This is a genomic window from Mesorhizobium sp. M1004, from assembly GCF_040318795.1.
Lineage (GTDB): Bacteria > Pseudomonadota > Alphaproteobacteria > Rhizobiales > Rhizobiaceae > Mesorhizobium.
The window spans coordinates 164,219-187,251 of record NZ_JAMYNB010000008.1 but is presented as its reverse complement, the minus strand read 5'-3'; the positions used below and the strand labels follow the sequence as shown (position 1 = coordinate 187,251).

Sequence of the window (23,033 nt, the reverse complement as noted above, 5' to 3'; positions counted from 1 at the left end):
GGCCAGCGCCTCATGTCGCTCATTGAGCAAACCATAGTCGCATCCGAAAGCGGACACTCCGCCAACGGCCACCTTTGCGCTTACCGGCTATCCCAACGGAGCAACAGGCGGTTACGCGCGACGCCGCTCGGCGCCTCGGCAATCGACGCTCTTCAAAATTCAGACTGGACCGGTGTCCCTACTGACTTAGCCAGTAGCACTAACGCATTTCCCGCCCTGGGCCGCGTTCGCAATGTCTGGCCGCGCCGTCCGCCTTGGATCCACCTGATGTGCCCAGGACATCTTGTATGACCACAAGCTAATATGCTACCTTGCACAATGCGCGGACTGCTGGCACTTGGAATGCTGGTTTTGGCGGCTACAACAGCAGCCGCAGGTGAGCAGTTGTTCGACTCCATCGCCGCCGGCGACAAGGGTGCCGTGGAGCAAGCCCTGGCAGGCGGTGCCGACGTCGACAGCCGGGCGCGCGACCAGGCAACGCTGCTCATCGCTGCAGCGCTCGATAACCAGCCGGAAATCGCCGAATTCTTGCTGGCCAAAGGTGCCGACATCATGGCGCGTAACTCGGGCGGCTTTACCCCGCTTCATGCGGCGGCCTTCTCGGGCAGCCTGCCGATCGCCAAGCTGCTGCTGGAAAAAGGTGCGGTGCTCGACGATGCCGCCAACAAGGCGGGTGCTACGCCGTTGCTGGTGGCCGGTGAGGAAAACCACGTCGAACTGGCCGAGTTCCTCATTGCGAAAGGTGCCAATGTGAACCATGCCGAGGGGCATGGCTACATGCCGATAACGCGCGCATTCTGGAAGGGCAACGCGGATATCATACGACTTTTCAAACGCCATGGTGCTACCTGCCAAGCCAAAATTCTTGGCGAGGCGAACGCGGCGAAGTGCGCCGAGATCCACGATTAACGGAGGATACAGATGAGCACGATGATCAAGCCACGACTGGTTCGGAGTTTGGGGACGGCTGCCCTGGTCGCGGTAGCTGTGGTCGCCGGCGCGGGATCGGCATGTGCCGACGATTCGGTAAACACCGGCTATTTTGGTGGTGTGGCGATCATGGGCTACGACACGGTCGCTTACTTCACTGACGGCAAGGCCGTGAAGGGCTCCGAAGAGTTCACTTATGAATGGTTGGGGACACCTTGGCATTTCGCCAGCAAGAAACACCAGGAAATGTTCATGAGCGAACCGGTCAAGTACGCTCCTCAATATGGCGGGTACTGCGCCGGCGAAGTCGTGGGCGGAGGGGTCACGGTCAACGTCGATCCTGAGGCATTCAAGATTATCGACGGCAAGCTCTACCTGATCTACGACGTCGACAATGCGGATGATTTCGCCGCGCATGCAGCTGAAAATATCCCGAAAGCCGATGCCAACTGGCCGAAGGTCGCGGCCAATTTGGAGCTCGATCACTATCATTGAGACGCGCGTGTGCGTCTACCGAACCACGGTGAAGTGAAACACCTTGCTTGTATTGGCATAGGAGTAGCTTTTGCTTGCTGCGTCGTTGCGTCTGTAGACGGGACCACAGTCGGGGCGACCGAACAGGTTCTCGCTCTGCTCGCACAACAGATCGCCATCGACGTAGACGGTCTCGGTGATTAGCCGCGTCGTAGAGCGGAAGGCCGCCTTGCCGTCGCTCCCGATCTGAAGGAAGGCTGGTTGGAGACCGGGTTCGATCTGGCCTTGCAGTGTATGGCCAATGACGAGGGACGCGATCTCGGCACCCTTCAACTGGTCCTGTTCGCCCGGGGTAAAGCCGAAGCGCCATTGGGGTAGGCCCGCCTGGCGCAGTACGGCGACGAGTATCGCCAGATCCTGCGGATTCCGGAAATGTGCATGAGTCATCTCCCACCCAGCCAAAGAGTCCACGTAGCTGGACCCTGCTACGAGGCGGAGCCCCTCGGCGATTGCGGCTTTCGCATCCGGTAGGCGGCCGCCGCGGACATACGCCGCAGCGAGCGTAAACCGAAAGTTGCCAACCGTGGACGCATCGTCGCGTGTGTGCTCGAGTGTCTCGATCGCTTTCTCGACATTGCCCTGGAGCAGAAAAACCAGCCCAGCAGTTTCCCGGTTGATCGCTGAGAGGTCGGGGTCGAGCCTGAGCGCCGTCTCGACCGCAGTGGCTGCCTCGGCATGATTTCCGGCGTATAACTGAACATATCCAAGGGCTGCTTGCGCCTCTGCATCGCCCGGACCGATTGAAACAGCCTTCTTGGCAGAGGCAATCGCATCTTCGTAGCGTCGATTCACGACCTGCATGATACCGAGAATAGCATAGGGCGACGAAAGGTCAGGGTCGAGTTCCAAAGCTCGGCTCGCCTTCTCATAGGCTCTCTTTCGTGCTGGCGCGCTCTGGATGACGTCGTTGAAGGCCTCTCGCCAGATATAGACTGTGGTGCGCGCGTCGGCCGCGAAGGCTTCGGCAAAGGCGGGGTCAAGCCCCTCCGCCTTGTCGTAGAGCGCAAGCGCCTCCCGCAGCCCGGCCTGCAGGACGCTGCGTGACGCCGTCTCGGCTTGTAGATAGTAATCATAGGCCTCGAGATTGCTCGTCGGAGTGCGCGCCATGCGCTCGCTTTCCGCTGCCGAAGGTTGCATGCCAAGCGCCTTGGCGATCTCGCCGCTCATCTCGTGCTGGACGGCAAACACGCCGGCCATGCCACGGTCGAACCGGTTGGCCCACAGATTGTCACCAGTTGCCGTATCGATGAGCTGGGCATTGAGGCGGATCTGCTCGCCGGTGCGGCGGACGCTCCCCTCGACAACGAAGCGGACGCCAAGGTCGCGCGCGACGTCCGCCAGCGCTGCAGGCTTGTTCTTGTAGGCGAACACCGAGTTGCGCGCGATGACGTCCAGACCGGACAGCTTGGTGAGGTCGGTGATCAGATCCTCGGTGATGCCGTCAGCGAAATAGTCCTGGCCTGGATCGCCGCCGAGGTTTGCAAACGGCAGCACGGCAACCGATGGCCGCGATGGCACTGAGAACTTCTGCCATGCGAAAATGCCGGCAATCGCGGCAATCGCCAAGGCGGCGGCGCCCGCCAGGATGATGACGCGCGAGCTCGGCCGGTGTGGCGCGGCCGTGACCTTGCCCGATGCTGCGGGATCCAGCAGCAATCGATAGGCGCGAACCGGATCGGCGATGTTCTTGAGGCGCTGCTCGCCAAGACTGGCAAAGCCGACATCAACCTTATGAACGGCATGATCAAATGCGGTTCCGGAGATACATACACCTCCCGGCTCGGCCATAGCCTCAAGGCGCGCGGCGATGTTGACGCCATCGCCGTAGATGTCATTTTCCTCGACGATGACGTCGCCAAGATTGACGCCGATGCGAAACTGGATCTGCCGGGCATCGGCGGTGCCATTGTTGCGATCAGCCATCCGGCGTTGGATCATGGCAGCGCACTGGACGGCATCGACGACGCTGGCGAACTCGACCAGCGCGCCGTCGCCCATGAGCTTGATAATGCGCCCGTGGAATTCCTTGATCGCTGGGTCGACCAGTTCGCGACGGCAACTTTTCAACCGCTCAAGCGTGCCGACCTCGTCCTCGCCCATGAGGCGGCTGTAGCCAACCACATCGGCAGCAAGGATTGCGGTGAGCCGTCGCTCCATACCTGCCTGCGCCCTCCCGGTCGATCACGCGGCTTCGCTGCAGCCTATTCCAGTCCCGCGTCGGACGCGAGCGTAAGCAGCCGCTTTCACCGAGACGCGTGCATCTACTGAACCACCGCGAAGTGGAACACCTTGCTTGAGTTGACGAAGGAATAGCCGCCGCCTCCATCGTCGCGGCGTTTATAGACGGGTCCGCAGTCCGGGCGCCCGAACATATTCTCGCTCAGCTCGCACAAAAGGTCGCCATCGACACGGACGGTCTCGGTGACCAGCCGCGTGGTGGAGCGGAAGGCTGCCTTGCCGTCGCTCCCGATCTGGAGGAAGGCTTGTTGGAGACCTGGTTCAAGCTGGCCCTGCAGCGTATGGCCCAGCACCAGCGAGGCGATCTCCTCGCCCTTCAAGCGGTTGTGCTCGTCGCCGGTGAAGCCGAACGGCCATTCGGGCAAGCCGGCCTGCTGCAACGCGTCGATGATGAGAGCCAAATCGCGCGGGTTACGATATTGGGCACCGTTGAGCCGATATGCAGACAATGAATCGGACCCAGCTGTCGACGTGGAACGTAGTCCCTCGGCGACCGCCGCTCTTGCATCGGGCAAACGGCCGGCGCGGGCGTAGGCCGCAGCGAGGTCAATCCTGAAATCTCCAACTGACGGCGCCTCGTCGCGGACGCGTTCGAGCGCCTCAATCGCCTTGTCGGTGTTGCCTTGAATGAGAAAGACCAGACCGGCAATTTGCCGGTTGATGGGGGAAAGGTTGGGATCGAGCCTGAGCGCCGTCTCGACGGCAACGGCTGCCTCGGCATGATTGCCGGCAAACAGCTGGACATATCCCCGCGCGATCTGTGTCTCGGCATCTCCGGGGCCGAGCGCGACGGCTCGCTCGGCCGAAGCGATGGCTTCCTCGTAGCGGCGATCCACGACCTGCATGATGCCAAGAATCGCATAAGGCGACGAAAGGTCCGGATCGAGTTGCAGCGCACGGCTTGCCTTCTCATAGGCGCGCTTGCGCGCGGGCGCGCTCTGCATGATGTCGTTGAAAGATTCGCGCCAGATATAGACTGTCATGCTTGCGTCCGCCGCGAAGGCTTCGGCAAAAGCGGGGTCGAGCTCCTCCGCCTTATCGTAGAGCGTGAGTGCCTCACGCAGCCCGTCTCGCCGACCGGTCCGTGCTGTCTGCTCGGCCCGAAGGTAGAAATCGTAGGCTTCGAGGTTTTCGGTCGGCGGCCGCGCCATGCGCTCGCTTTCCGCTGCCGAAGGTTGCATGCCAAGCGCCTTGGCGATCTCGCCGCTCATCTCGTGCTGGACGGCAAACACGCCGGCCATGCCACGGTCGAACCGGTTGGCCCACAGATTGTCACCAGTTGCCGTATCGATGAGCTGGGCATTGAGGCGGATCTGCTCGCCGGTGCGGCGGACGCTCCCCTCGACAACGAAGCGGACGCCAAGGTCGCGCGCGACGTCCGCCAGCGCTGCAGGCTTGTTCTTGTAGGCGAACACCGAGTTGCGCGCGATGACGTCCAGACCGGACAGCTTGGTGAGGTCGGTGATCAGATCCTCGGTGATGCCGTCAGCGAAATAGTCCTGGCCTGGATCGCCGCCGAGGTTTGCAAACGGCAGCACGGCAACCGATGGCCGCGATGGCACTGAGAACTTCTGCCATGCGAAAATCCCCGCAATCGCGGCGATCGCCAAGGCGGCGGCGCCCGCCAGGATGATGACGCGCGAGCTCGGCCGGTGTGGCGCGGCCGTGACCTTTCCCGATGCTGCGGGATCCAGCAGCAGTCGATAGGCGCGAACCGGATCGGCGATGTTCTTGAGGCGCTGCTCGCCAAGACTGGCAAAGCCGACATCAACCTTGTGAACGGCATGATCAAATGCGGTTCCGGAGATACATACACCCCCCGGCTCGGCCATAGCCTCGAGGCGCGCGGCGATGTTGACGCCATCGCCGTAGATGTCATTTTCCTCAACGATGACATCACCGAGATTGACGCCGATGCGAAACCGGATGTGGCGGGGGTCGGAGGTGCCCTGGTCTCGGACAGCCATCCGGCGCTGAATCGAGGCAGCGCACTGGACGGCATCAACGACGCTGGCGAATTCTACCAGCGCCCCGTCTCCCATGAGCTTGATAATCCGACCGTGGAATTCCTTGATCGCGGGGTCGACCAGTTCTCGACGGCAACCCTTCAGTCGTTCGAGCGTGCCGACCTCATCCTCGCCCATGAGGCGGCTGTAGCCGACCACGTCGGCAGCAAGGATCGCGGTAAGCCTTCGCTCCATGTGCGGTTGTCCTGCCTCCCTAGCTCAAAGCTTCGCTGAGCGTATTCGACTGACGTTTCGAATGCGAGCATGCTTGGCCTACTGGACAGCGATAATGCAACCACGTCGTTTTGAAGACATTGCCCTCATGGCTTAGCCTTGTGCGAAACCGGATGCTGCCGCATGGCTGATGTGGGTCGAGATCGGCCTCTGTCGTTCTTAACTGGCCACAAGCGGACTTACGGTCCCGGCCCCCTACACGCCGCCCCTTCCTCGTCGAATAGCGTTAGACTAGTTGATCGGCTACAACGACCTAGAGTGCTAGCAACGGGGACGGCACATGTCGGCGAGTGCTTATGCATTGACTGGATTCATCTCGTGGGCGCTGGCCCTGCTGATCGTGATGGAAGTTATCCGGAGCTACCTGGTGATCTCTGGGCAAGTCCCGGCAAACGGCTTTACGCCAGATAACGGAGCCCTCTCCCCGTTTATGCGGAGGTTAGCCCGTGCCCACGCCAACTGCATTGAAGGGCTTCCAATCTTCGGAGGTCTGCTCGGAGTCGCGATCATCATTTCAAAGACAGATGTCACGGATCCCTTGGCCTCCACGATGTTAGGCGCACGTATAGTGCAGTCGGTGATCCACCTCGTCTCAACCAGCCAACTCGCGGTCAGTCTCAGGTTCACCGCGTTCGCTGTGCAAATGGTGATTGGTGCGTATTGGTGCTGGTTGCTGTTGATCTGAAGAGTGGCGGAGCCCCGACGCAAAAGTGGGCCACCTCGATTCCGGGAGCCTTGGCAAACCCACTCCGGATCGTGACCCGAAAGACTGTCCCTTTTGACAGGCGAGCGAACCGCAAAACTGGCAGTGGCAAAACCGCCGTTGAGGCATGATATTGCTGTTGGATTTTGGGGCTACTCCCCAGCTTCGGAGAAGGATCGGCGTTCAGAGAGCAATTTGCACGCCTGGGCGCTGCGGCGCTCCCCAGCTTTTGGCCACACGCACGCCCTGCAAACGCTCGGGCTCCAGAGCGCCTGGCAGCGGAGCAGAGAATTATTGGACTTTGTGAGTGTTAGAGGGAGAGGAACTGAGATTCAACCTTCTCCACCTGCACTTGTTCCTGGCACGCTGGCCTCAGCAGCACCTAATCCTGCCACCCAACCTGGAGGAGCAAGCCAGTGCTACCGAGCTATGTAGACACCGATCGGCTCGCGCTGTAGCCATAGGCCTCCGCCCGTCGGGGTTCACCGGCGCCGGGGGGGGCGGCTTAGGGGGGGCCCAGCAACGCGCACGTCAGCCAAGCTATCTTTGAGTCGCCGGGTCCGGAGACCGCCAGGCTGGATTATACCCGACAAATCTTGATAGGCTGCCGTTCTGGGGGTCGCACGATGAACGAGGTTGAAAAGCTGGCCGTCGAGGTTGTCGCGACCGGCCTTGGCTGGCCCGAGGGCCCGACGGTGCTGCCCGATGGCCGAATTGTCATCGTCGAAAGCTATCGCAGCCAGCTGACGGCCATAGATCGCGACGGAAGTGCTCGCCAGTTCGCGTATGTTGCCGGAGCGCCCAACGCCTGCGTTCTCGGATCGGATGACCTGCTCTATGTCTGCCAGAACGGCGGCACGACCGGACCTTGGCGAGCCGCGGACATGACGATGCCATCGATCCAGCGGGTTGCCGAAGGCGGAAAGCCGGAAATCCTGCTGAGCGAAGTCGCGGGCATTCGGCTCAATGGGCCAAACGATCTTGTATTTGCTGCTGACGGCCGGCTCATCTTCAGCGATCCCGGCACATACAACCCGGGGAATCCGGACCCAAGCTACATCTTTGCCGTCAACCCCGATGGCAGTGCTTACCTTGCTCTCGGTTTCGACAAGCCGACCTTCCCCAATGGTGTGGCGATCGAAGCCGACGGCTCGATCATTTGGGGGGAGTCCTATACGGGGCGCGTCAAGCGGCAGCGTCCGGATGGTTCCGTCGAAGACCTGGGCCGCTTGCCTGGGGCCAATCCGATCCCGGACGGGCTGAAGGTCGGAGCCGATGGCCGCCTTTATGTCACGGATATTGCCGCCAACGGCATTCACGTTCTGAAGCCCAACGGCACAGCGGAGGGTTTCTTCGTCTGCGGCAAGGCAACGACCAACTGCGTCTTCTCGGGCGAGATGCTTTGGGTGACAAATGCCGGCGTGCTGGCGACCGGCAGCGATCCCTCCTTTGAGGGAACACTCTCCTGCGTGCGTGTTCCGGGAGGCGGTGGACCGACGCATCATGGTCGCATCGGCGGAAAGCAACCGTGAGTAGCTCCTCGTCCGCCTCAAACACAGGCGATGACCGCGGTGCCGGCGGTGCGGCATCGTCCGCTTCGATGGCGGCGTTGAAGTGCCTGTACAGCGTGGCCGCGGTCCGCGTCGCCGCGCGGCGGACTTTGCCACGCCCGGTGTTCGACTTCGCCGATGGCGGTGCCGAGGATGAGCGAACGCTGCGCCGGAACGAGCAAGCTTTTAACGAGGTTGCCATTCTGCCGCGACCACTCAACGGTGCAACGACGCGAGACCTTTCCCTTGACCTCTTCGGCGCGAAACTTGCCATCCCGCTGGGCATCGCGCCAACCGGCCTGGCTGGGCTGTTCTGGCCCGACGGCGAGCGCGCAGCCGCCCGAGCCGCAGCGGCCGCAGGGACATTCTACTGCGCCAGCCACGGATCGGTCTGCACGCTGGAGGATATAGCAGCCACCGGAAGTAGCCCACGGTGGATGCAGGTGTTCGTCTATACCGATCGCGGCTTCACCCGAGAAATGGTGGATCGGGCGCGTGCCTCAAGCTACGACGCGCTGGTGCTCACCATTGATAACCAGATGCTTGGCAACCGTGAACGCGACATCCGCAACGGTTTTGCCATCCCGCCGCGCTTCGGTGTGGCCGGAACCCTCGCGGCCGCCACCAAGGCGGCGTGGCTTCTTCGTATGCGCACCCGACTCCCGAAACTGACTTTCGGCAACTACGCGCGCCCCGGAGATACGGCGACGGTCGGTGCATTGGCGGGCCGAATGGCCGCAATGCTCGATCCCGGACTCTCCTGGGCCGATGTCGACTGGCTGCGCACTGTCTGGTCCGGACCGTTGTTGCTGAAAGGCGTCCTGCATCCCAGCGAAGCCGCCGAGGCTGTAGCCCGAGGAATCGACGGCATCATCGTATCCAATCATGGGGGACGTCAGCTTGACGGCGCCGCCGCATCCCTGGACGCGTTGACGGCAGTTGTCGCGGCTGTCGCCGGCCGCGTACCAGTGCTTATCGACGGCGGCATCAGGCGAGGCTCTGACGTCGTCAAGGCCCTGGCGCTCGGCGCCTCGTGCTGTCTGATCGGGCGGCCGCAGTTGTGGGGGCTCACGGTCGCCGGCGAGGAGGGGGTACGCCACGTGCTCGAACTCTACCGCAAGGAGATCGACCGCGTCATGGGACTGATGGGCGCGCGGAGCCTGCGCGACCTCGGGCCGGACTGTATTTCGTTCGTTCAGGGAATGGGGCCGCTACATGATTGAAGACCCACCACTGCTCACCATCAAGCGCCGTTTCGAACGGCCCGCAGCAGAAATCATCAGTGCTTTTGCGGGCGTGCCGGTTAGCCAGGTCGTAGACGCGATGGGGGGACGCGGCGCCTTGCATTATGCGATCAAGCCACTGTCGCCAGCTACTGCGACGATGGTCGGCGTCGCCGTGACCTGTCACTGCGGTCCCGCCGACAACCTCGCCCTGTTTGGAGCACTGGATGCCGCAGCAAGTGGCGATGTCATCGTCGCGGCCACCGACAGCTTTGCCGGTACCGCGGTAACTGGCGATCTCGTGCTCGGCATGGCGCGCAACAAGGGGGTCGCCGGCTTCATCACTGACGGTCTGGTGCGCGACGTTGTCGGGATCGAGGCGGTCGGGTTGCCGGTTTACTGTGCCGGGGTCATTGCGAATTCGCCTGCGCGAAATGGTCCAGGCACGGTCGGATTCCCGGTGGTGCTGGGAGGAGTGACTATCTCGCCGGGAGACATACTGGTCGGCGACCGCGACGGTGTCGCCGTGGTGCCTCGCCTGGAGGCTGAGACTGTGCTGGCCCGGCTCTCCGCCATCAGGGCGGCTGAGAAAACTCTTGATGGCCTGGTGCGGCAAGGTCTCGAGATGCCCGACTTCGCCAAGGTCGTCCTCAAATCGAACAGGGCGCGCTTCGTTGACTGAGATGTGAGCTTCTCTAGCTGCGGGACATATGAAGCGCAACACGATTTCGTCCTTCCGATTTGGCACGAAACAGAGCCAAATCGGCGGCATTGACGAAATCGTTTGGCGTCTCGTTCTCGGTGGGCACCGCTGTTGCGACGCCGACGCTGATGGTCACGCGATCCGGGCCGTGGGGTATGTTCAACTCTCGCACGCTCTGGACGAGCCGCTCGGCGATCGCACTGGATTGTTCCAGTATGGTGTCGACCAGCACGATGACGAACTCTTCGCCTCCGTACCGCGCAGCGAGATCGGTGGAGCGGCCGGAACCGCTCTGGATTACGCGGGCGATTTGCTTCAGCACATCGTCGCCGGCCATATGGCCATAGGTATCGTTGTATCGTTTGAAGTTATCGGCATCGATCATCAACAGCGACAGTGGGGACTGTGCGCGAAAAGCGCGTTTCCATTCAGCCGCCAGATATTCGTCAAAATAGCGCCTGTTACCGAGACCTGTCAGGCCATCGATCCGCGTCAGACGTTCAAGCTCTAGATTTGCACTGATCAGCTGTCGCTGGCTTTCCCTCAGCGCTCGGTGTGCCGAGTCTCGCTGGACGTGATCCAGATAGGCCCGCGTGTGATATCGAATGCGTGCAATCAACTCGATACGATCCGGCAGTTTGACGAGATAGTCGTTCGCGCCCGCAGCGAAGGCTTCGCCCTTGGTGGCTGGATCTTCCTTGCTCGACAGCACAATGACTGGAACCGCGCGTGTCGACGCATGCTTCCTGTATTCTCGCACCAGATGTAGCCCATCCACCCCGGGCATGACGAGATCCTGCAGGATGACGGTTGGCTTTACCTCATCCGCGACCGTCATCGCTCTCAACGGGTCGGTGCAGAAGTGTAAGGAAATATCGGGCTCGTTGGCTAGGGCGCGCCTGACCGCCTCGCAAACCATGATCTGATCATCGATGAGCAGAACCATGGATGAATAGTTATCTGCGAGTGGCGGGACCAACTCTGGTTCTTGCGTCATCGGAAGGGGCCTTTCACGTGGAGCGCTCGCAGGCTTCGATTATACGTGAGCCGATCGCACCCAAAGGAAGAATATCAACAGCCGCGCCGATGTCGGCGGCGGCCTTCGGCATGCCATAGACGGCACTGGTTGCTCTATCCTGCGCGATTGTGAGATGTCCCTTGTCACGGAGCTGTCTCAGCCCGCGCGCACCATCCCTGCCCATGCCTGTGAGCAGAACACCAATCACCGAGCCAGGCCACCATTGCGCCGCACTTTCGAAGAACACATCTACCGACGGCCGATAAACATTGTCCTTGGGGCTGGGCGTATAGCCAAGTTGCTGAGCTGACTTGAAAACCAGATGATCCGCAGAACTGGCAACGAGAACGGTGCCCGCTTGTGGACTATCCCTTTCCCCCGCCGGACGGATCGGGAGACGCGTATGCTGCCCTAGCCAATCAACAAGGCCTGGAACGAACTGAGCATCGAGATGCTGGACAAGCACAATCGCGCCGCGAAAATCAACGGGAAACGCGCTCAGGACTGCGGCAACGGCAGCCGGCCCGCCCGCAGAGGCGCCGATTGCTATCACGTGTCGAGTTGACGGCTCAGCCGCACGTGACATCCGCCTTTTTGCCTGGGTAGGCGCATCGCCGATCAACTTGCCTATCGTTCGTATCTTGTTCGTCAAAAGCCGGGCGGATTGCGAGGACGCGTTGCCTTCGATGCCCACTGACGGAATATCGACTGCGTCAAGCGCGCCATGACCCATTGCTTCGTAGACGCCGGCGAGGTTGGCTTCGATACTGGCGGTCACCAGCAAGATTGAGCACGGGGTTTCCGCCATGATTCTGCGCGTCGCTTCCACGCCGTCCATCTCTGGCATCGCTAGATCCATGAGTATCAGATCCGGCAGATCACGTCTGCAGACCTCGACCGCCTCACGCCCATTGGTCGCGATCCACGCGACCTGATGTTCGCCGGTCAACAGAACCAGTCGACGCAGAAGTTCAACCGCCATCGGCATGTCGTTAACTACGCCGATTCTCATTCGCTGGCTTCCAATCTCGATCTCATTCAGCCGCCTCGCCAATCATGTCCACGACGGCATGGATCAGCGCCTCGTCCTGAAAACTACTCTTGGTCAGATAATAGTCCGCACCTGCGTCGAGCCCGCGCGCGCGATCTTCTTCCCGATCCTTGTATGAAACGATCATAATGGGTGTGTTCTTGAGATCAGCGTCCTTTCTGATCAAACTCACCAGCTCGATGCCATCCATGCGAGGCATGTCGATGTCGGTGACGACGAGATCGAAAGGACCAGACCGGACGGCATTCCACCCGTCCATGCCGTCTACCGCCACTTCGACCTCATAACCGTAATTGCCGAGCATCTTGCGCTGGAGTTCGCGAACCGTCAGTGAATCGTCAATCACGAGCACGCGCTTGCGCCTGCTCGCTTCGGGACCGCCCGCGGCGCGCCGAAGAGCTCGAAATCCGCTGGACGATGCAAGCTTTTCCACCGATCGGATCAGATCGTCGACGTCGAAGATCAGAACAGGCGAACCGTCTTCCATCAGGGCCGCTGCGCTGATGTCCTTGATCTTGGCAAACCGTGGATCGAGAGGTCTGATCACTAACTCGCGTTCCCCGAGAAAACGGTCAACGATCAGGCCGTACGCATCGCCCCGACCCGCATCCACGACGACGACCGATAGTTCGTTCGGTTCCGATCCGGGCTCACCTCGATCGAGCACCTCGCGAGCGGTGACCAGCCCGATCTGTCGATCGTTCAATCGAAAATGCGGCCGGCCCTGCAGGACGTTGATCTCCGTCCGCTGCAGTTTCAAAGTCTTGGAAATGGCAGCGAGTGGAAAAGCATAGGGCTCTCCATCGACATCGACGAGCAGCGTGCGCAGGACCGACAATGTCAGCGGCAATTGCAGTTGAAATCGGGTTCCGTGGCCAAATTCTGAGGAGACGCTTGCGACTCCCCGGACTTCCTTCGTCATGGCTTGCACTGCATCGAGCCCCACACCGCGACCTGAGACGTCGGTAAGGCCCGCTTTCATGGAAAAGCCTGGCAGAAACAGAAATGCGAGCAATTCGCTTTCGCTGAGTGTTTCAGCACTTTCCCTGGTTGCAAGTTGCCGGGCGACGACGGTCTCGCGCAGCTTCGAGAGCTCTATCCCCCTGCCGTCGTCCACCACGGCTATCTGCAGCAGCCCGGCATTGTGCCTCGCTTCGAGCCTGATGAGCCCCTCTTCGGGTTTGCCCATCGCGAGGCGCTCCTCAGGCGGTTCAAGCCCATGGTCTACAGCGTTGCGCAGAAGGTGCCCCAAAGGGGCATCGAGCTGCTCGAGGATATCGCGGTCGATGCCGGTCGAGCCGCCTACGATCTCCAGTCGCACCCGCTTGCCAAGGGTACGACCGAGGTCGCGGATCATTCTCGCATAGTGTCGCACGCCGTCCTCAAAAGGCCGCATCCGGCTCGCCAACGTTTCGTCGTACAATCTGTTGGCAAGATCGGTCGCTTTCCGATCCACTGAATCCAACTCATCGAAACGCTCCGCCAGGAACGCTTGGCTCAACCGAAGCTTTCGCTGCGCTTCAGCCAGCGCCTCCACCACCGCCGCATCGTTTGAAACCGGCGGCAGCGCTGCATGAAGATTGTCGAATGCACTTGCGAGGTCCGATTGAAGTCGCTTCAGCCGTAGCAGCCCGTCAGCGAATGGCCTGAGCCGCCGAGCTTCCATCAGCGACTCGCCAGCCAGCCCGAGCAATCGGTTCAGGCTGTCTGCCGTCACCCGAACCATTCTATCAGAGCCGATGCTGTCGTGGGCTTGCGGCACCGCCCCAACGAGGAGGTTCGCTGAAGAGGTCGTCGCCAGTTGCTCCTGGGCATGATCTGGAGTTGCGAAATCAGCTGCAGAATCTTGGGGCCCGGGCTTTGCCTGGGGGAGGGACAACCCCTCGAACTTCGCGAGAAAGGTTTCGACTTCTGAGTTGGCGCTCTCGCTCGATGATCCCGATGCGATCAATTTCAAAAGGTCAGAACCTTGCAGAAGCGCGTCTATATGCTCCCGTCGCACCCTCAGATGCCCGCGTTGCGCTGCGACCAGGCAGTCTTCCATCGCATTTGCAACTTTGACTGCGGGCATCAGGTCGATGATGCGGGCAGCTCCTTTCAGAGAATGCGCGGCACGCATGCATGCTTCCAGGGCGTCGGCGGCGATAGGATCGCGTTCGAGTGCCAGAAGTCCAGAGGTCAGAGCCCGTGACTGCATCTCCAGTTCGGCCTGGAAGAGGCTGAGCATCGAAACCTGGCTGAAGTCTTCATCTGTCATGCGATGCTCCGATCCAGCATCGTGAGCAGTTGTCGTGGATCGAGACAGCCAACGGCTCGTCCTTGCCATGGCAGCACGGCAACCGTAGCGGCAGACAGTGCCTTCCCAATCATGGCCGGAACAGCGAGAGTGTCGCGTTCCTGGTACCGATGTAAGCCGTGGATCTCATCAACCATAAAAGCAACCCGCTTGTCGCGCTCGCCTACCACGACAAGGCGGCGAAATACCTTGGTTCGTGTGCCTTGTTCCCCTTCCTTGCGCTCGTCTATCCCGAGCAATTCGGCCAGGGAAAGGCAAATGAGCAATTCACCACGGACATTCGCAATGCCGAGCAGTGCACTGTTCCTGCGATGTGGAAGTGAATGAACGCGACGAGATTCAGCCACTTCATGAAAAATACCGACTGGAAGTGCCAGCCATTCCTCCCCCAAACGGAAGAGAACGGCCGTCTGCAGCGCGTCGTTGTCTGCCGAATCGATCCCTGCACGACCAGCGTTGTCAGGCCATTCGTCGCGAGATGCCGAGGGAGCTGCACGGTCGAGGAGGCGTCGTGCGATCTTCTTGTAGGTCGGGCAATTGCGGCAGTGGAGATGCTGCTCTAGTAGCGGACATGACTTGTCACCCCGTACGCCTATTTGCCGCCAGCAGTCGTTGATTTCGATCTCCTCCACCGGCTGGGCGATCCTTGTCGAAGCCGCCATCAACTGCCGCTCCTTTTCTGGACCCGACCCAGCCGGCCGGCCAGCGCCTCGGCGCCGTTATGGTCGCCTTGCTTGCTAAGCAGCAAGGCCAGATGGACAAGAGCTTCTCGATGATTTGGCGCGAGATAGAGCGCCTTGCGATAACTTTGCGCGGCTTCGGGTGCAGAACCATCCGCATCCTGGACGAGGCCCAGCAGGTAGAAGATTTCTGCGGAAGGACCGAACTCCCTGAGATGCGCCAGGGCGACCTCCTGTGCCTCCTTTACGCGTCCTGCATTGGCGATCCGTTCAACCGCGATGAGGCTTTCCGAGGCGTGTGCAAGCGGCTTGGCCGGAGCCTGCCCGCGGCCTTCATTGCCAATTGTCGGTCGGAACGGACGAAGAGGCTCGCTCTTGTAGACCTTAGGGCTTGGCGTCCGCACCGGGACGGCGGCCGAAACCTTTGGCGCCGTGGTCTTGACGGGCTCCGATTTCAGAAAGGCGAAGGCCAGTGGCCATTCAGCGGAAAGAAAGCCATGCACCCTTGGAAGAGCTGCTTCCGCCGGACCGACCAGAAGAAGTCCGTCTTTGGCCAGCAAGTCCTTCAGGCAGATCAATGCGCGATCCTGCAGCTCTCGATTGAAATAGATCAGCAAATTGCGGCAAAGCAGGATGTCATAGACCTCTTGCCCGAAAGGCGCGTGAGAACCGAACAGGTTTCCTACCATGAACCGAACCTGTTTCAGCACCCCAGCAACAGGCCGCAACCCGCCCTCGGCCGCTTCGAAATAGCGATCCTTGAATTCTAAATGGCTGCCGCGAAACGAATTGCGGCCATAGATGGCGTGTTCAGCCGTCGCGATATTGCGGCTGCTGACGTCCACGCCATCGATCTTGAACTCATGCGCCTCAAAGCCGGCATCGAACATGGCCATGGCGACCGAGTAAGCCTCTTCGCCGGTTGAACATGGCAGGCTCAGGATTCTTATCGGCTGAGCAGGCTTGTGCGCGCGCGCATGCCGCGCCAGCATCGTGAACGCTTCTCGGTCACGAAAGAACCAGGTCTCTGGGATCACCACCGCATTGATCAGCTCCTGCAGCTCCTGCGAGGAACCGGCCAAGTATTGCCTATAGGCCTGAGGGTTGGTTATCCGGCATGCTTCCATCCGTTCTCTGACCGCCTGACGAACCACTGTCGGACCAACGCTGGCACTGTCCAGTCCAATGGTTTCCGTCAGGAGCTTTTCTATTGCTCCGGTCATTGATCACCTATTGCCGCCTGGCGGAGCAAAGCGGTACGAATCTCTTCCGAAAGCAGCGCTTCCACTTTGACCCACTGAATGATCTCCAAACCATCGGAAGCCACCGGCCCAAGATAGGGCGGGGTTCCTGGTTCCAGTCCGAACGGCGCGAAATCGGCCGGGTCTCGCTCGATCGTATCCGTCACCCGTTCCGCGATCAGCCCCAGCAGGCGTCGCTCGCCATCATCCGCTGGATAGCGCGTCACAACGATCCGGGTGCTCAACAGGCGCTCCGATGGTCGGCCAAGCGCAAGAAGGGTGACATCGATCAGGGGGATGGGTATTCCGTTATAGCTGACCAAACCCACCACACCAGTTGGCGCACCCGGAAGAACTTTCACGTCGATATAGGGCAGCACCTCTTCAATTTTGTGGACATCGATCAAGTAGCGATCCGGACCCATGCTGAAGGCGAGGAATAGCATTGTCACCTCCTACTGCCGGCTCGCTATGCTCGTAGCTTGAACCTCGATATGCTACTTCGCATGCCGCCTGAGACTTGATTGAGCTCGTCGATCGCGAGCGTCGATTGCTGAAGGGACTCGACTGTTTGCTGAGCTGCCTCGCTTAGCTGGGTTAGCGTGTCGCTGATCTGCCCCGCGCCGGTCGCCTGTGCTTGCATGCCTTCATTGGCGACTTCGAAACGTGGCACCAGCCCCTGAACCTGCTGAATGATCTCGAAGAGTTGCCCGCCGACCTGCTGGATGTCCTGCATACCCCGACGGACCTGCTCGGAAAACTTGTCCATGCCCATCACCCCGGCCGCGACTGCCGACTGGATGTCCTTGACCATTTGCTCGATATCGTAGGTGGAGACAGCTGTCTGGTCCGCGAGCCTTCGGATTTCCGTCGCCACCACTGCAAAACCCCGGCCATATTGGCCTGCCTTCTCCGCCTCGATGGAAGCGTTGAGCGACAACAGGTTCGTCTGATCGGCCACTTTGGTGATGGTCGTCACCACCTGATTGATGCTGCCGGCTTTCTCGCTCAGGATCGCCAGTTTGGAATTGATCGCGCCAGCCGCTTCCATGACCTGCTGCATGGTTTCTTCCATACGGGTCAGCCCCGCTTGCCCCCCGCCAGCCACGGCAGCGGTTTGTTCGGCAACTGTGGAGACCTCGTTCATCGTGCGGACCAGTTCGTTTGATGTGGCGGAGATTTCCTTGGCTGTCGCTCGGATTTCTGTTGTGGTCGCTGCGATTTCAGTCGCAGTTGCCTGCTGTTGCTTGGAGGTGGCGGCGATCTCAGTTATCGACGTGCCGACCTGTATGCTGGACCTTTGAACCTGACCAATGAGGGTTGTGAGATCGTCCGCCATTGCGTTGAAGCCGTCGGCAAGCACGCTGAATTCGTCTCGGCGCCTCAGATCGAGCCGTTCGCTGAAGTCGCCTTGCCGCATCAATTGAACCGCGTCGACCAAACGGGTGAGCGGACCTGTAATGGCGCGAAACAGCTGGTAACCCAAAAGAAGGGCTAGCCCGAGGGCTATCAACAAGCCAACGCTCAAACCGACTTCGGCCGTTCTGACGATCGAGCTGATCCGCTGCGTCGCGCTGTTTGCCTCGCCTCTGTGATCCTCAACCATGGCCTGCAGAGCGGACTGCAATTTTACAAAGATCGGCTCTACTACGTTCTTGATAGCTGGGCTTTCATTGGGAGTTTCACCTTTCGACAAGGCAGCCCGGCTTGTTTCCAGCACAGCAGTTTCAGCCAGACGGAATTGGTTGGCGAGTTGTTTGACGGCTGCATAATTCTGCTTGTCGATATCGGAGACGATCGTTGCCTCATAGTCGTCCATCGACCGCTGCACCTGGTTGCGATTGGTTGTGATCGCGTTTTCAACCGTGCTTCTGTCTGACGGGTTGTCCTGAAGGGCATATTCCTGAAGCAGACTATGGGCCGCCATCTGGCCCGTCATGATCTCGGTACTGTGATAAAGGTCCGGAAGGATGCCCTTCTCGACCTCAGTCGCCTCCTCCCCCGCCTGAAGAAACCAGGCGTACGCGATGAGGGCTATCACGGACATGACCACCAGAACGGCTGCGAAACTGACGAGGATGCGGTGGCGTATTGTCAGACTCTTCATGGAACCGGTTCACCAATGGGGGGCATCGTGGGCTGCGCGACAAGCGCTCGTTCCGACATATTCGAAAAGGTGCGTCGAAAAGCGGTAGTCTGATGCTGAATGGTTTCTTTTCCGTTCCATAGCTAATGATGGCGAGGCGGCTCGCCAATCGGCGCCGCCAGAAGCGGTGGTCAAAGGACGACTGCCGTCCACGCACATCAGCCCGAGATCGGCTGGATGGCACGCCGCGGCAGGAGGAGCGTGGATGAGCTGCTTGAGGCCACGAATTGAATGACTGCTTAGGCCAGGTCGAGGCAAGAAAGCCGACGTCCTGCTTGCTGCCCCTAAGCTGCCAGGCGGGAACGCGCCTCATATCAGCCGTCCAGCATGATCGTCGCTACTGAAAGCGGAATCGCCGAAACCAGATGTCGCAAACTGGCCAGCGCGTAGATTGGCGTCGAGTGCGGGTTCGGCATTCGCAGGTGACGATAACTAAATGGCAAGCGCCCCCGCCTGAGGCCCCTCAGAACTAAAAGATCTTGAGAAAACCCGTTTCAAATGCGCATCCTCAAGCGGCGGCCGCCCAACCGCACGAGGATGACCACAACGTGACGAGCGCTCTGGAGCCTAGAGAGAACTGACCCGACACCACCTTCGGTGTGGATGATGTTCGCCTATTTCCGCGGCATGCCGAAGTCGATGGAGGAGGCGGCCCTCGTCGATGGCTGCACGAGATGGGAGGCGTTCTGGCGCGTTGCCGTGCCGCTCGCAGCACCGGGCATCGTCGCGGCGGCTGTCTTCGCCTTCATTGCATGCTGGACGGAGTTCTTCTTCGCTCTGATCTTGACCAGCCGAACTGCCTTTACACTGCCAACCGTCTTCCGCGCCTTCATCGGCTTCCAGGGCGCGCAATATGGCGAAGCCGCGGCCCTTGCCATCGTTTCCCTTGTGCCATCGATCGCCCTTGGGGTCCTTGCTCAACGTCATCTGGTGCGCGGGCTGACGCTCGGCGCCGTTCGCGGTTAGGAAAGCTCCCGCATGGCCGAAGTCAAAATTACCGGCTTGCACAAGCGCTACGGCGCGTTCCATGCCGTGCGCGGCATCGACCTGGACATTCGCGACGGCCAGTTCACCGTTCTGGTTGGACCGTCCGGCTGCGGCAAGTCCACGCTGCTCCGGACCATCGCCGGCCTGGAGGAGATATCGGAAGGCACGATCGAGATCGGCGGCGAGGTGGTCAATGATTTCCGGCCGCGCGATCGCGACGTGGCAATGGTGTTTCAAGATTATGCGCTCTATCCGCATATGAGCGTGGCCAAGAACATTGGCTTCGGCCTCAAGGCTCGCAAGATGCCGAAGCCAGAGGTCGAGGTGCGCGTGGCCGAGGCGGCACGCATGCTTGGCATCACTCCCTTGCTGGGGCGTTTTCCGCGCCAATTATCCGGCGGCCAGCGCCAGCGCGTCGCCATCGGCCGCGCCATAGTCCGCAACCCCCGCATCTTTTTGTTCGACGAGCCGCTGTCCAACCTCGACGCACAGCTTCGCGACGAAATGCGCGGCGAAATCAAACGCCTTCACCAGGACATTGCGACAACGATGATCTACGTCACCCATGACCAGATCGAAGCGATGACGTTGGCTGACCGCATCGTGCTGATGCGCGACGGGTTGATAGAGCAGCAGGGCGCGCCACTCGAGTTGTTCGAGCACCCGGCCTCAACGTTCGTCGCTGGGTTCCTGGGTTCGCCGCGGATGAGCTTCCTGCCAGGTACCCTTGCCTTGTGCGCAGGCGCCGCTGCCATCCGGCTCGCGGATGCACTGCTGCCTTTAGCGCGCGGCAGGGGGCTGAAGGGCGTCGCGGACGGACAGCAGGTGCTGCTCGGGTTGAGGCCAGAACACCTCACTCGTGCGCACACTGCAACGCCGGAGCAGGGCACGTTTCGCTATGAGGCAACGATCGACCTGCTGCAGCCGACCGGCTCGCGCAGTTACGCGACATTCCGACTGGCCGGCGCGCCGGTGATGGCTGAGCTGCAGGCGCACGATGTCAGCCGTCCGGGCGAGAAGCTTGCGATCGACATCAACATGAACCGGGCCTCGATCTTCGACGCCACGACGGAGCTCGCAATTTGACCTCGGCAGCTTCCCTGGCAGTCCGCTTGTGTGGCACCGAAGAGCTCGAGGCACCGCTGCGCACACTGCGCGCCGGATCCTTGTCGGTCGCGTTCGACAATGGGGCGTTGCGTTACATCCACGTCGGGACGATCGAGATCTTGCGCGGAATCTCGTTTCTTGTACGGGACGAAAACTGGGGAACATGTACCACCGTTCTCGATGATCTCCGGATCGACGAGAGGCCGGATGCGTTCGCCATTGCATACCGTGCAACATGTGCCGCAACATCCGGCCGCCTGATTTACCGGGCGCGCGTCTCAGGCAGTGGCGATGGTGCGCTGTCGTTTGTGGCGGAGGCAGAGCCCGAGACTGACGTTTTGACGAATCGGACCGGCTTCGTCGTCCTTCATCCGATCGAGGGCTTAGCCGGCAAGCCGATAAAGGTGCTGCATGAGGATGGTCACGACGAGCTATCGTTCTTTCCGGACCACATCGATCCAAAATGTCCGCTCACCGACATCCGGGCGTTGTCGCACGAGATCGCGCCTGGGATCTGGGCGACATGCACCATGGAGGGTGATGCCTTTGAGATGGAGGACCAACGCAATTGGTCTGACGCCTCCTATAAAACATATGTCCGCCCTCTGCGTCGCCCGTGGCCTTACAGACTGCCCAGGGGCCAGAAATTCACGCAGGCCGTCCAGCTTCACGTGTCAGGAACGCTCCCTGCCAGGACGTCTGAAAATCGCAATCCACTCATCAACCTGACGATCGGCGGACCAGTCGGCCGAGTGCCCCGCACTGGCGTCGGCGTCGCCGCCGACGAGGCAAAGCACGCGCTCGAAACCCCCGAGCTCCTACGACGAATGGCTCCGCAGTGGATGGTCTGCCAGGTCGATCTCCGGATCGCACACGGCCAGGACGAACTAGAAAGCTACGCCGCGCTCGCACGGCTGACCGGCGCTGGCGTGGTCCTCGAGATTGTCACCAAGGGCACGCGCGATCCATTCGGCGAATTGGCGCCGGTCGCGGATGCTGTCCACTCACTCGGCCTCAAACTAGAAGCTGTCTCCGTATTTCCGGCGCAGGACATGACATCCGTACAGCCGGGAGCACCGTGGCCGACTATGCCCAGCTTCCACGAAAGCTACTCCGCCGCTCGCCGGGCTTTCCCGGGCATCGCGCTGGGCGGCGGCATGGCCGCTTACTTCACCGAACTCAACCGCAAGCGTCCGCCAGCCGAAGCGCTCGACTACGTGACCTTCACCACCTGTCCAAGCGTGCACCCCGCAGATGATGTCTCGGTGATGGAGACACTTCAGGCAATCCCCCATCTAATCCGCTCCGCGCATGCTTTCATGGGGGAACGCTTGCCACTGCGTATCGGTCCCATCCAGCTCGGCTGCCGTGAGAACCCATACGGAAAATCCACTACGCCGAATGAAGCGAACGCTCGCGTCTGTCTATCGCGCATTGATCCTCGTCAGCGCGGGCTGTTCAATGCGGCTTGGACTGTCGGATATTTCGCGGCCTGCGCTCGCGAAGGAATCGAGGCCGTCGCGTTCGGTGACTTCGCCGGCCCCTTTGGCCAAATCCATAGGAAGGCTGATTTCGTGCAGCCATGGTATGACCAGCAGGATGGCCCAACGGTCTATCCCGCTTTCCATGTCTTGGCTGGTCTCTCAAAGCTCGGCGGAGCCACCTTGCTGTCCGTAGGAACTTCCGGCTGTGACGGCGTCGTGACGATCGCGGCTGAAAAAGATCGCCGCGTGACCCTGTGGGTCGCTAACCTTACCGCCAAGACGCAATCTGTGAGGCTTTCGGATTCGCCGAGCAGCGCCCGCATTGCTCTTCTCGGCGCCGAGCAGTTCGAGCGGGCGGCAACCGATCCCGACTTCATGGAAAGTTCCGCAAGACCGCTGGATGATCAAAGCATCTCGCTTGGCGCCTACGCCGTCGCGAGAGTCGACCTCGATCGATCGTCTTAGGCCTAGCCGATGTTCGCTGTTTGGCCAAACCCCCGTCAAAGATGAGGGTGGTAGTTCCATACTCTAAGGCAGCGCGTGGGATCCATCTCGCTTATACGTTCTACTATCGCGACGCCGACCAGGCTCGCCAGGTTCCGCCTGCCGAGACGCCAAGTTTTGAGGCCGCTCGCGCCGAAGCGATCCGTTGCGTAATCGGCCTGTTGGCTGATCTGGGCGATGACGAAATGACCGGATGGTTAGTGCGCATGCGCGATCAGGCAGGCAACGAGCTTTGCACGATCAGCGTCTGCGAGGCCGAAGCCGCACCGCAAACGGAAACAAGCCGGTTAGGCAGCACCGCTCACGTCTGTGTCGATACGCCAGCCCTTATTCAATTAGATCGTCGCCAGTCGGAACGTTTGTGATGTTGAGCCCTTGTCCATTGAACAGTGGAGGTA

19 protein-coding genes are annotated in these 23,033 nt (G+C 60.7%); 10 read left to right on the top strand and 9 right to left on the bottom strand.

Features of this window, described 5'->3' with window-relative positions:
- Nucleotides 1–318 precede the first annotated feature (318 nt).
- Together NKH54_RS18395 and NKH54_RS18390 are read left to right on the top strand one after the other, a co-directional pair.
- The gene (locus tag NKH54_RS18395; RefSeq protein WP_353028685.1) at nt 319–909 is read left to right on the top strand and encodes an ankyrin repeat domain-containing protein; all 591 of its coding nucleotides are present in this window, start codon (nt 319–321) and stop codon (nt 907–909) included.
- Nucleotides 910–921: 12 nt separating this feature from the next.
- A complete protein-coding gene (locus NKH54_RS18390) occupies nt 922–1,425 on the top strand; it encodes a YHS domain-containing (seleno)protein (RefSeq protein WP_023707420.1) in 504 nt (167 codons plus the stop codon).
- Nucleotides 1,426–1,440: 15 nt separating this feature from the next.
- On the opposite strand, the gene NKH54_RS18385 is transcribed toward NKH54_RS18390, so the two are convergent.
- On the bottom strand, nt 1,441–3,621 hold the full coding sequence (locus NKH54_RS18385) for an adenylate/guanylate cyclase domain-containing protein (protein WP_353028684.1): 2,181 nt from the start codon (nt 3,619–3,621) through the stop codon (nt 1,441–1,443).
- Between the two features lie 104 nt (nt 3,622–3,725).
- Nucleotides 3,726–5,903 carry a tetratricopeptide repeat protein gene (locus NKH54_RS18380; protein ID WP_353028683.1) on the bottom strand — a complete coding sequence of 726 codons (2,178 nt, stop codon included), beginning with the start codon at nt 5,901–5,903 and terminating at the stop codon, nt 3,726–3,728.
- 319 nt (nt 5,904–6,222) lie between these two features.
- Here NKH54_RS18380 and NKH54_RS18375 point away from each other — a divergent pair, with 319 nt between their 5' ends.
- The 4 genes from NKH54_RS18375 to NKH54_RS18360 all read left to right on the top strand — a co-directional run bounded on the left by NKH54_RS18375 (nt 6,223) and on the right by NKH54_RS18360 (nt 10,100).
- Nucleotides 6,223–6,627: an MAPEG family protein gene (locus NKH54_RS18375; RefSeq protein ID WP_023682292.1), complete on the top strand. Its 405-nt coding sequence runs from the start codon at nt 6,223–6,225 to the stop codon at nt 6,625–6,627.
- A gap of 644 nt (nt 6,628–7,271) precedes the next feature.
- Complete coding sequence (locus NKH54_RS18370) at nt 7,272–8,177, top strand: SMP-30/gluconolactonase/LRE family protein (RefSeq protein ID WP_353028682.1); 906 nt, start codon at nt 7,272–7,274, stop codon at nt 8,175–8,177.
- 68 nt (nt 8,178–8,245) lie between these two features.
- Entirely contained in the window at nt 8,246–9,418 is a 1,173-nt protein-coding gene (locus NKH54_RS18365) for an alpha-hydroxy acid oxidase (RefSeq protein WP_031246463.1), read from the top strand.
- The gene (locus NKH54_RS18360) at nt 9,411–10,100 is read left to right on the top strand and encodes an RraA family protein (RefSeq protein ID WP_023682289.1); all 690 of its coding nucleotides are present in this window, start codon (nt 9,411–9,413) and stop codon (nt 10,098–10,100) included. The genes NKH54_RS18365 and NKH54_RS18360 overlap by 8 nt, the downstream gene beginning before the upstream one ends.
- A gap of 13 nt (nt 10,101–10,113) precedes the next feature.
- Here the strand turns inward: NKH54_RS18360 and NKH54_RS18355 are convergent, their stop codons facing one another.
- The 7 genes from NKH54_RS18355 to NKH54_RS18325 form a co-directional block, all read right to left on the bottom strand.
- The gene (locus tag NKH54_RS18355) at nt 10,114–11,067 is read right to left on the bottom strand and encodes a response regulator (protein ID WP_023669440.1); all 954 of its coding nucleotides are present in this window, start codon (nt 11,065–11,067) and stop codon (nt 10,114–10,116) included.
- 64 nt (nt 11,068–11,131) lie between these two features.
- Nucleotides 11,132–12,151 (bottom strand): chemotaxis response regulator protein-glutamate methylesterase, encoded by a 1,020-nt coding sequence (locus NKH54_RS18350; RefSeq protein ID WP_023682287.1) that lies wholly within the window; start codon nt 12,149–12,151, stop codon nt 11,132–11,134.
- Between the two features lie 22 nt (nt 12,152–12,173).
- On the bottom strand, nt 12,174–14,447 hold the full coding sequence (locus NKH54_RS18345; protein ID WP_023700509.1) for a hybrid sensor histidine kinase/response regulator: 2,274 nt from the start codon (nt 14,445–14,447) through the stop codon (nt 12,174–12,176).
- Complete coding sequence (locus tag NKH54_RS18340) at nt 14,444–15,148, bottom strand: chemotaxis protein CheW (protein ID WP_023726879.1); 705 nt, start codon at nt 15,146–15,148, stop codon at nt 14,444–14,446. The genes NKH54_RS18345 and NKH54_RS18340 overlap by 4 nt, the downstream gene beginning before the upstream one ends.
- Nucleotides 15,148–16,389, bottom strand: coding sequence for a CheR family methyltransferase (locus NKH54_RS18335; protein WP_353028681.1), 1,242 nt, complete (start codon nt 16,387–16,389; stop codon nt 15,148–15,150). The genes NKH54_RS18340 and NKH54_RS18335 overlap by 1 nt, the downstream gene beginning before the upstream one ends.
- Complete coding sequence (locus NKH54_RS18330) at nt 16,386–16,853, bottom strand: chemotaxis protein CheW (protein WP_023700505.1); 468 nt, start codon at nt 16,851–16,853, stop codon at nt 16,386–16,388. Before NKH54_RS18330 ends, NKH54_RS18335 begins: the two co-directional genes overlap by 4 nt.
- A 23-nt stretch (nt 16,854–16,876) precedes the next feature.
- On the bottom strand, nt 16,877–18,514 hold the full coding sequence (locus tag NKH54_RS18325) for a methyl-accepting chemotaxis protein (RefSeq protein WP_353028680.1): 1,638 nt from the start codon (nt 18,512–18,514) through the stop codon (nt 16,877–16,879).
- A 636-nt stretch (nt 18,515–19,150) separates the two neighbouring features.
- Between NKH54_RS18325 and NKH54_RS18320 the strand changes: the two genes are divergently transcribed.
- From NKH54_RS18320 to NKH54_RS18305, 4 genes are read left to right on the top strand one after another with little or no spacing between them, the layout of a single operon-like run.
- Nucleotides 19,151–19,519, top strand: coding sequence for an ABC transporter permease subunit (locus NKH54_RS18320; protein WP_353028679.1), 369 nt, complete (start codon nt 19,151–19,153; stop codon nt 19,517–19,519).
- Nucleotides 19,520–19,531: 12 nt separating this feature from the next.
- The gene (locus tag NKH54_RS18315) at nt 19,532–20,626 is read left to right on the top strand and encodes an ABC transporter ATP-binding protein (RefSeq protein ID WP_353028678.1); all 1,095 of its coding nucleotides are present in this window, start codon (nt 19,532–19,534) and stop codon (nt 20,624–20,626) included.
- Nucleotides 20,623–22,596 (top strand): D-apionate lactonase family protein, encoded by a 1,974-nt coding sequence (locus NKH54_RS18310; RefSeq protein ID WP_353028677.1) that lies wholly within the window; start codon nt 20,623–20,625, stop codon nt 22,594–22,596. Before NKH54_RS18315 ends, NKH54_RS18310 begins: the two co-directional genes overlap by 4 nt.
- A 47-nt stretch (nt 22,597–22,643) precedes the next feature.
- Nucleotides 22,644–23,000, top strand: a complete 357-nt coding sequence (locus tag NKH54_RS18305; protein WP_353028676.1) for a DUF6894 family protein — start codon at nt 22,644–22,646, stop codon at nt 22,998–23,000.
- The last annotated feature ends 33 nt before the right edge of the window (nt 23,001–23,033 follow it).

Bases quoted from the DNA above. Each gene is read 5' to 3' on its own strand.
- NKH54_RS18315 (WP_353028678.1), top strand. From the start codon at position 19,532: ATGGCCGAAGTCAAAATTACCGGCTTGCACAAGCGCTACGGCGCGTTC.
- NKH54_RS18330 (WP_023700505.1), bottom strand. From the start codon at position 16,853: ATGCTATTCCTCGCCTTCAGCATGGGTCCGGATCGCTACTTGATCGAT.
- NKH54_RS18385 (WP_353028684.1), bottom strand. From the start codon at position 3,621: ATGGAGCGACGGCTCACCGCAATCCTTGCTGCCGATGTGGTTGGCTAC.
- NKH54_RS18380 (WP_353028683.1), bottom strand. From the start codon at position 5,903: ATGGAGCGAAGGCTTACCGCGATCCTTGCTGCCGACGTGGTCGGCTAC.
- NKH54_RS18350 (WP_023682287.1), bottom strand. From the start codon at position 12,151: ATGAGAATCGGCGTAGTTAACGACATGCCGATGGCGGTTGAACTTCTG.
- NKH54_RS18390 (WP_023707420.1), top strand. From the start codon at position 922: ATGAGCACGATGATCAAGCCACGACTGGTTCGGAGTTTGGGGACGGCT.
- NKH54_RS18355 (WP_023669440.1), bottom strand. From the start codon at position 11,067: ATGGTTCTGCTCATCGATGATCAGATCATGGTTTGCGAGGCGGTCAGG.
- NKH54_RS18325 (WP_353028680.1), bottom strand. From the start codon at position 18,514: ATGAAGAGTCTGACAATACGCCACCGCATCCTCGTCAGTTTCGCAGCC.
- NKH54_RS18345 (WP_023700509.1), bottom strand. From the start codon at position 14,447: ATGACAGATGAAGACTTCAGCCAGGTTTCGATGCTCAGCCTCTTCCAG.
- NKH54_RS18375 (WP_023682292.1), top strand. From the start codon at position 6,223: ATGTCGGCGAGTGCTTATGCATTGACTGGATTCATCTCGTGGGCGCTG.
- NKH54_RS18395 (WP_353028685.1), top strand. From the start codon at position 319: ATGCGCGGACTGCTGGCACTTGGAATGCTGGTTTTGGCGGCTACAACA.
- NKH54_RS18335 (WP_353028681.1), bottom strand. From the start codon at position 16,389: ATGACCGGAGCAATAGAAAAGCTCCTGACGGAAACCATTGGACTGGAC.
- NKH54_RS18365 (WP_031246463.1), top strand. From the start codon at position 8,246: ATGGCGGCGTTGAAGTGCCTGTACAGCGTGGCCGCGGTCCGCGTCGCC.
- NKH54_RS18360 (WP_023682289.1), top strand. From the start codon at position 9,411: ATGATTGAAGACCCACCACTGCTCACCATCAAGCGCCGTTTCGAACGG.
- NKH54_RS18370 (WP_353028682.1), top strand. From the start codon at position 7,272: ATGAACGAGGTTGAAAAGCTGGCCGTCGAGGTTGTCGCGACCGGCCTT.
- NKH54_RS18340 (WP_023726879.1), bottom strand. From the start codon at position 15,148: ATGGCGGCTTCGACAAGGATCGCCCAGCCGGTGGAGGAGATCGAAATC.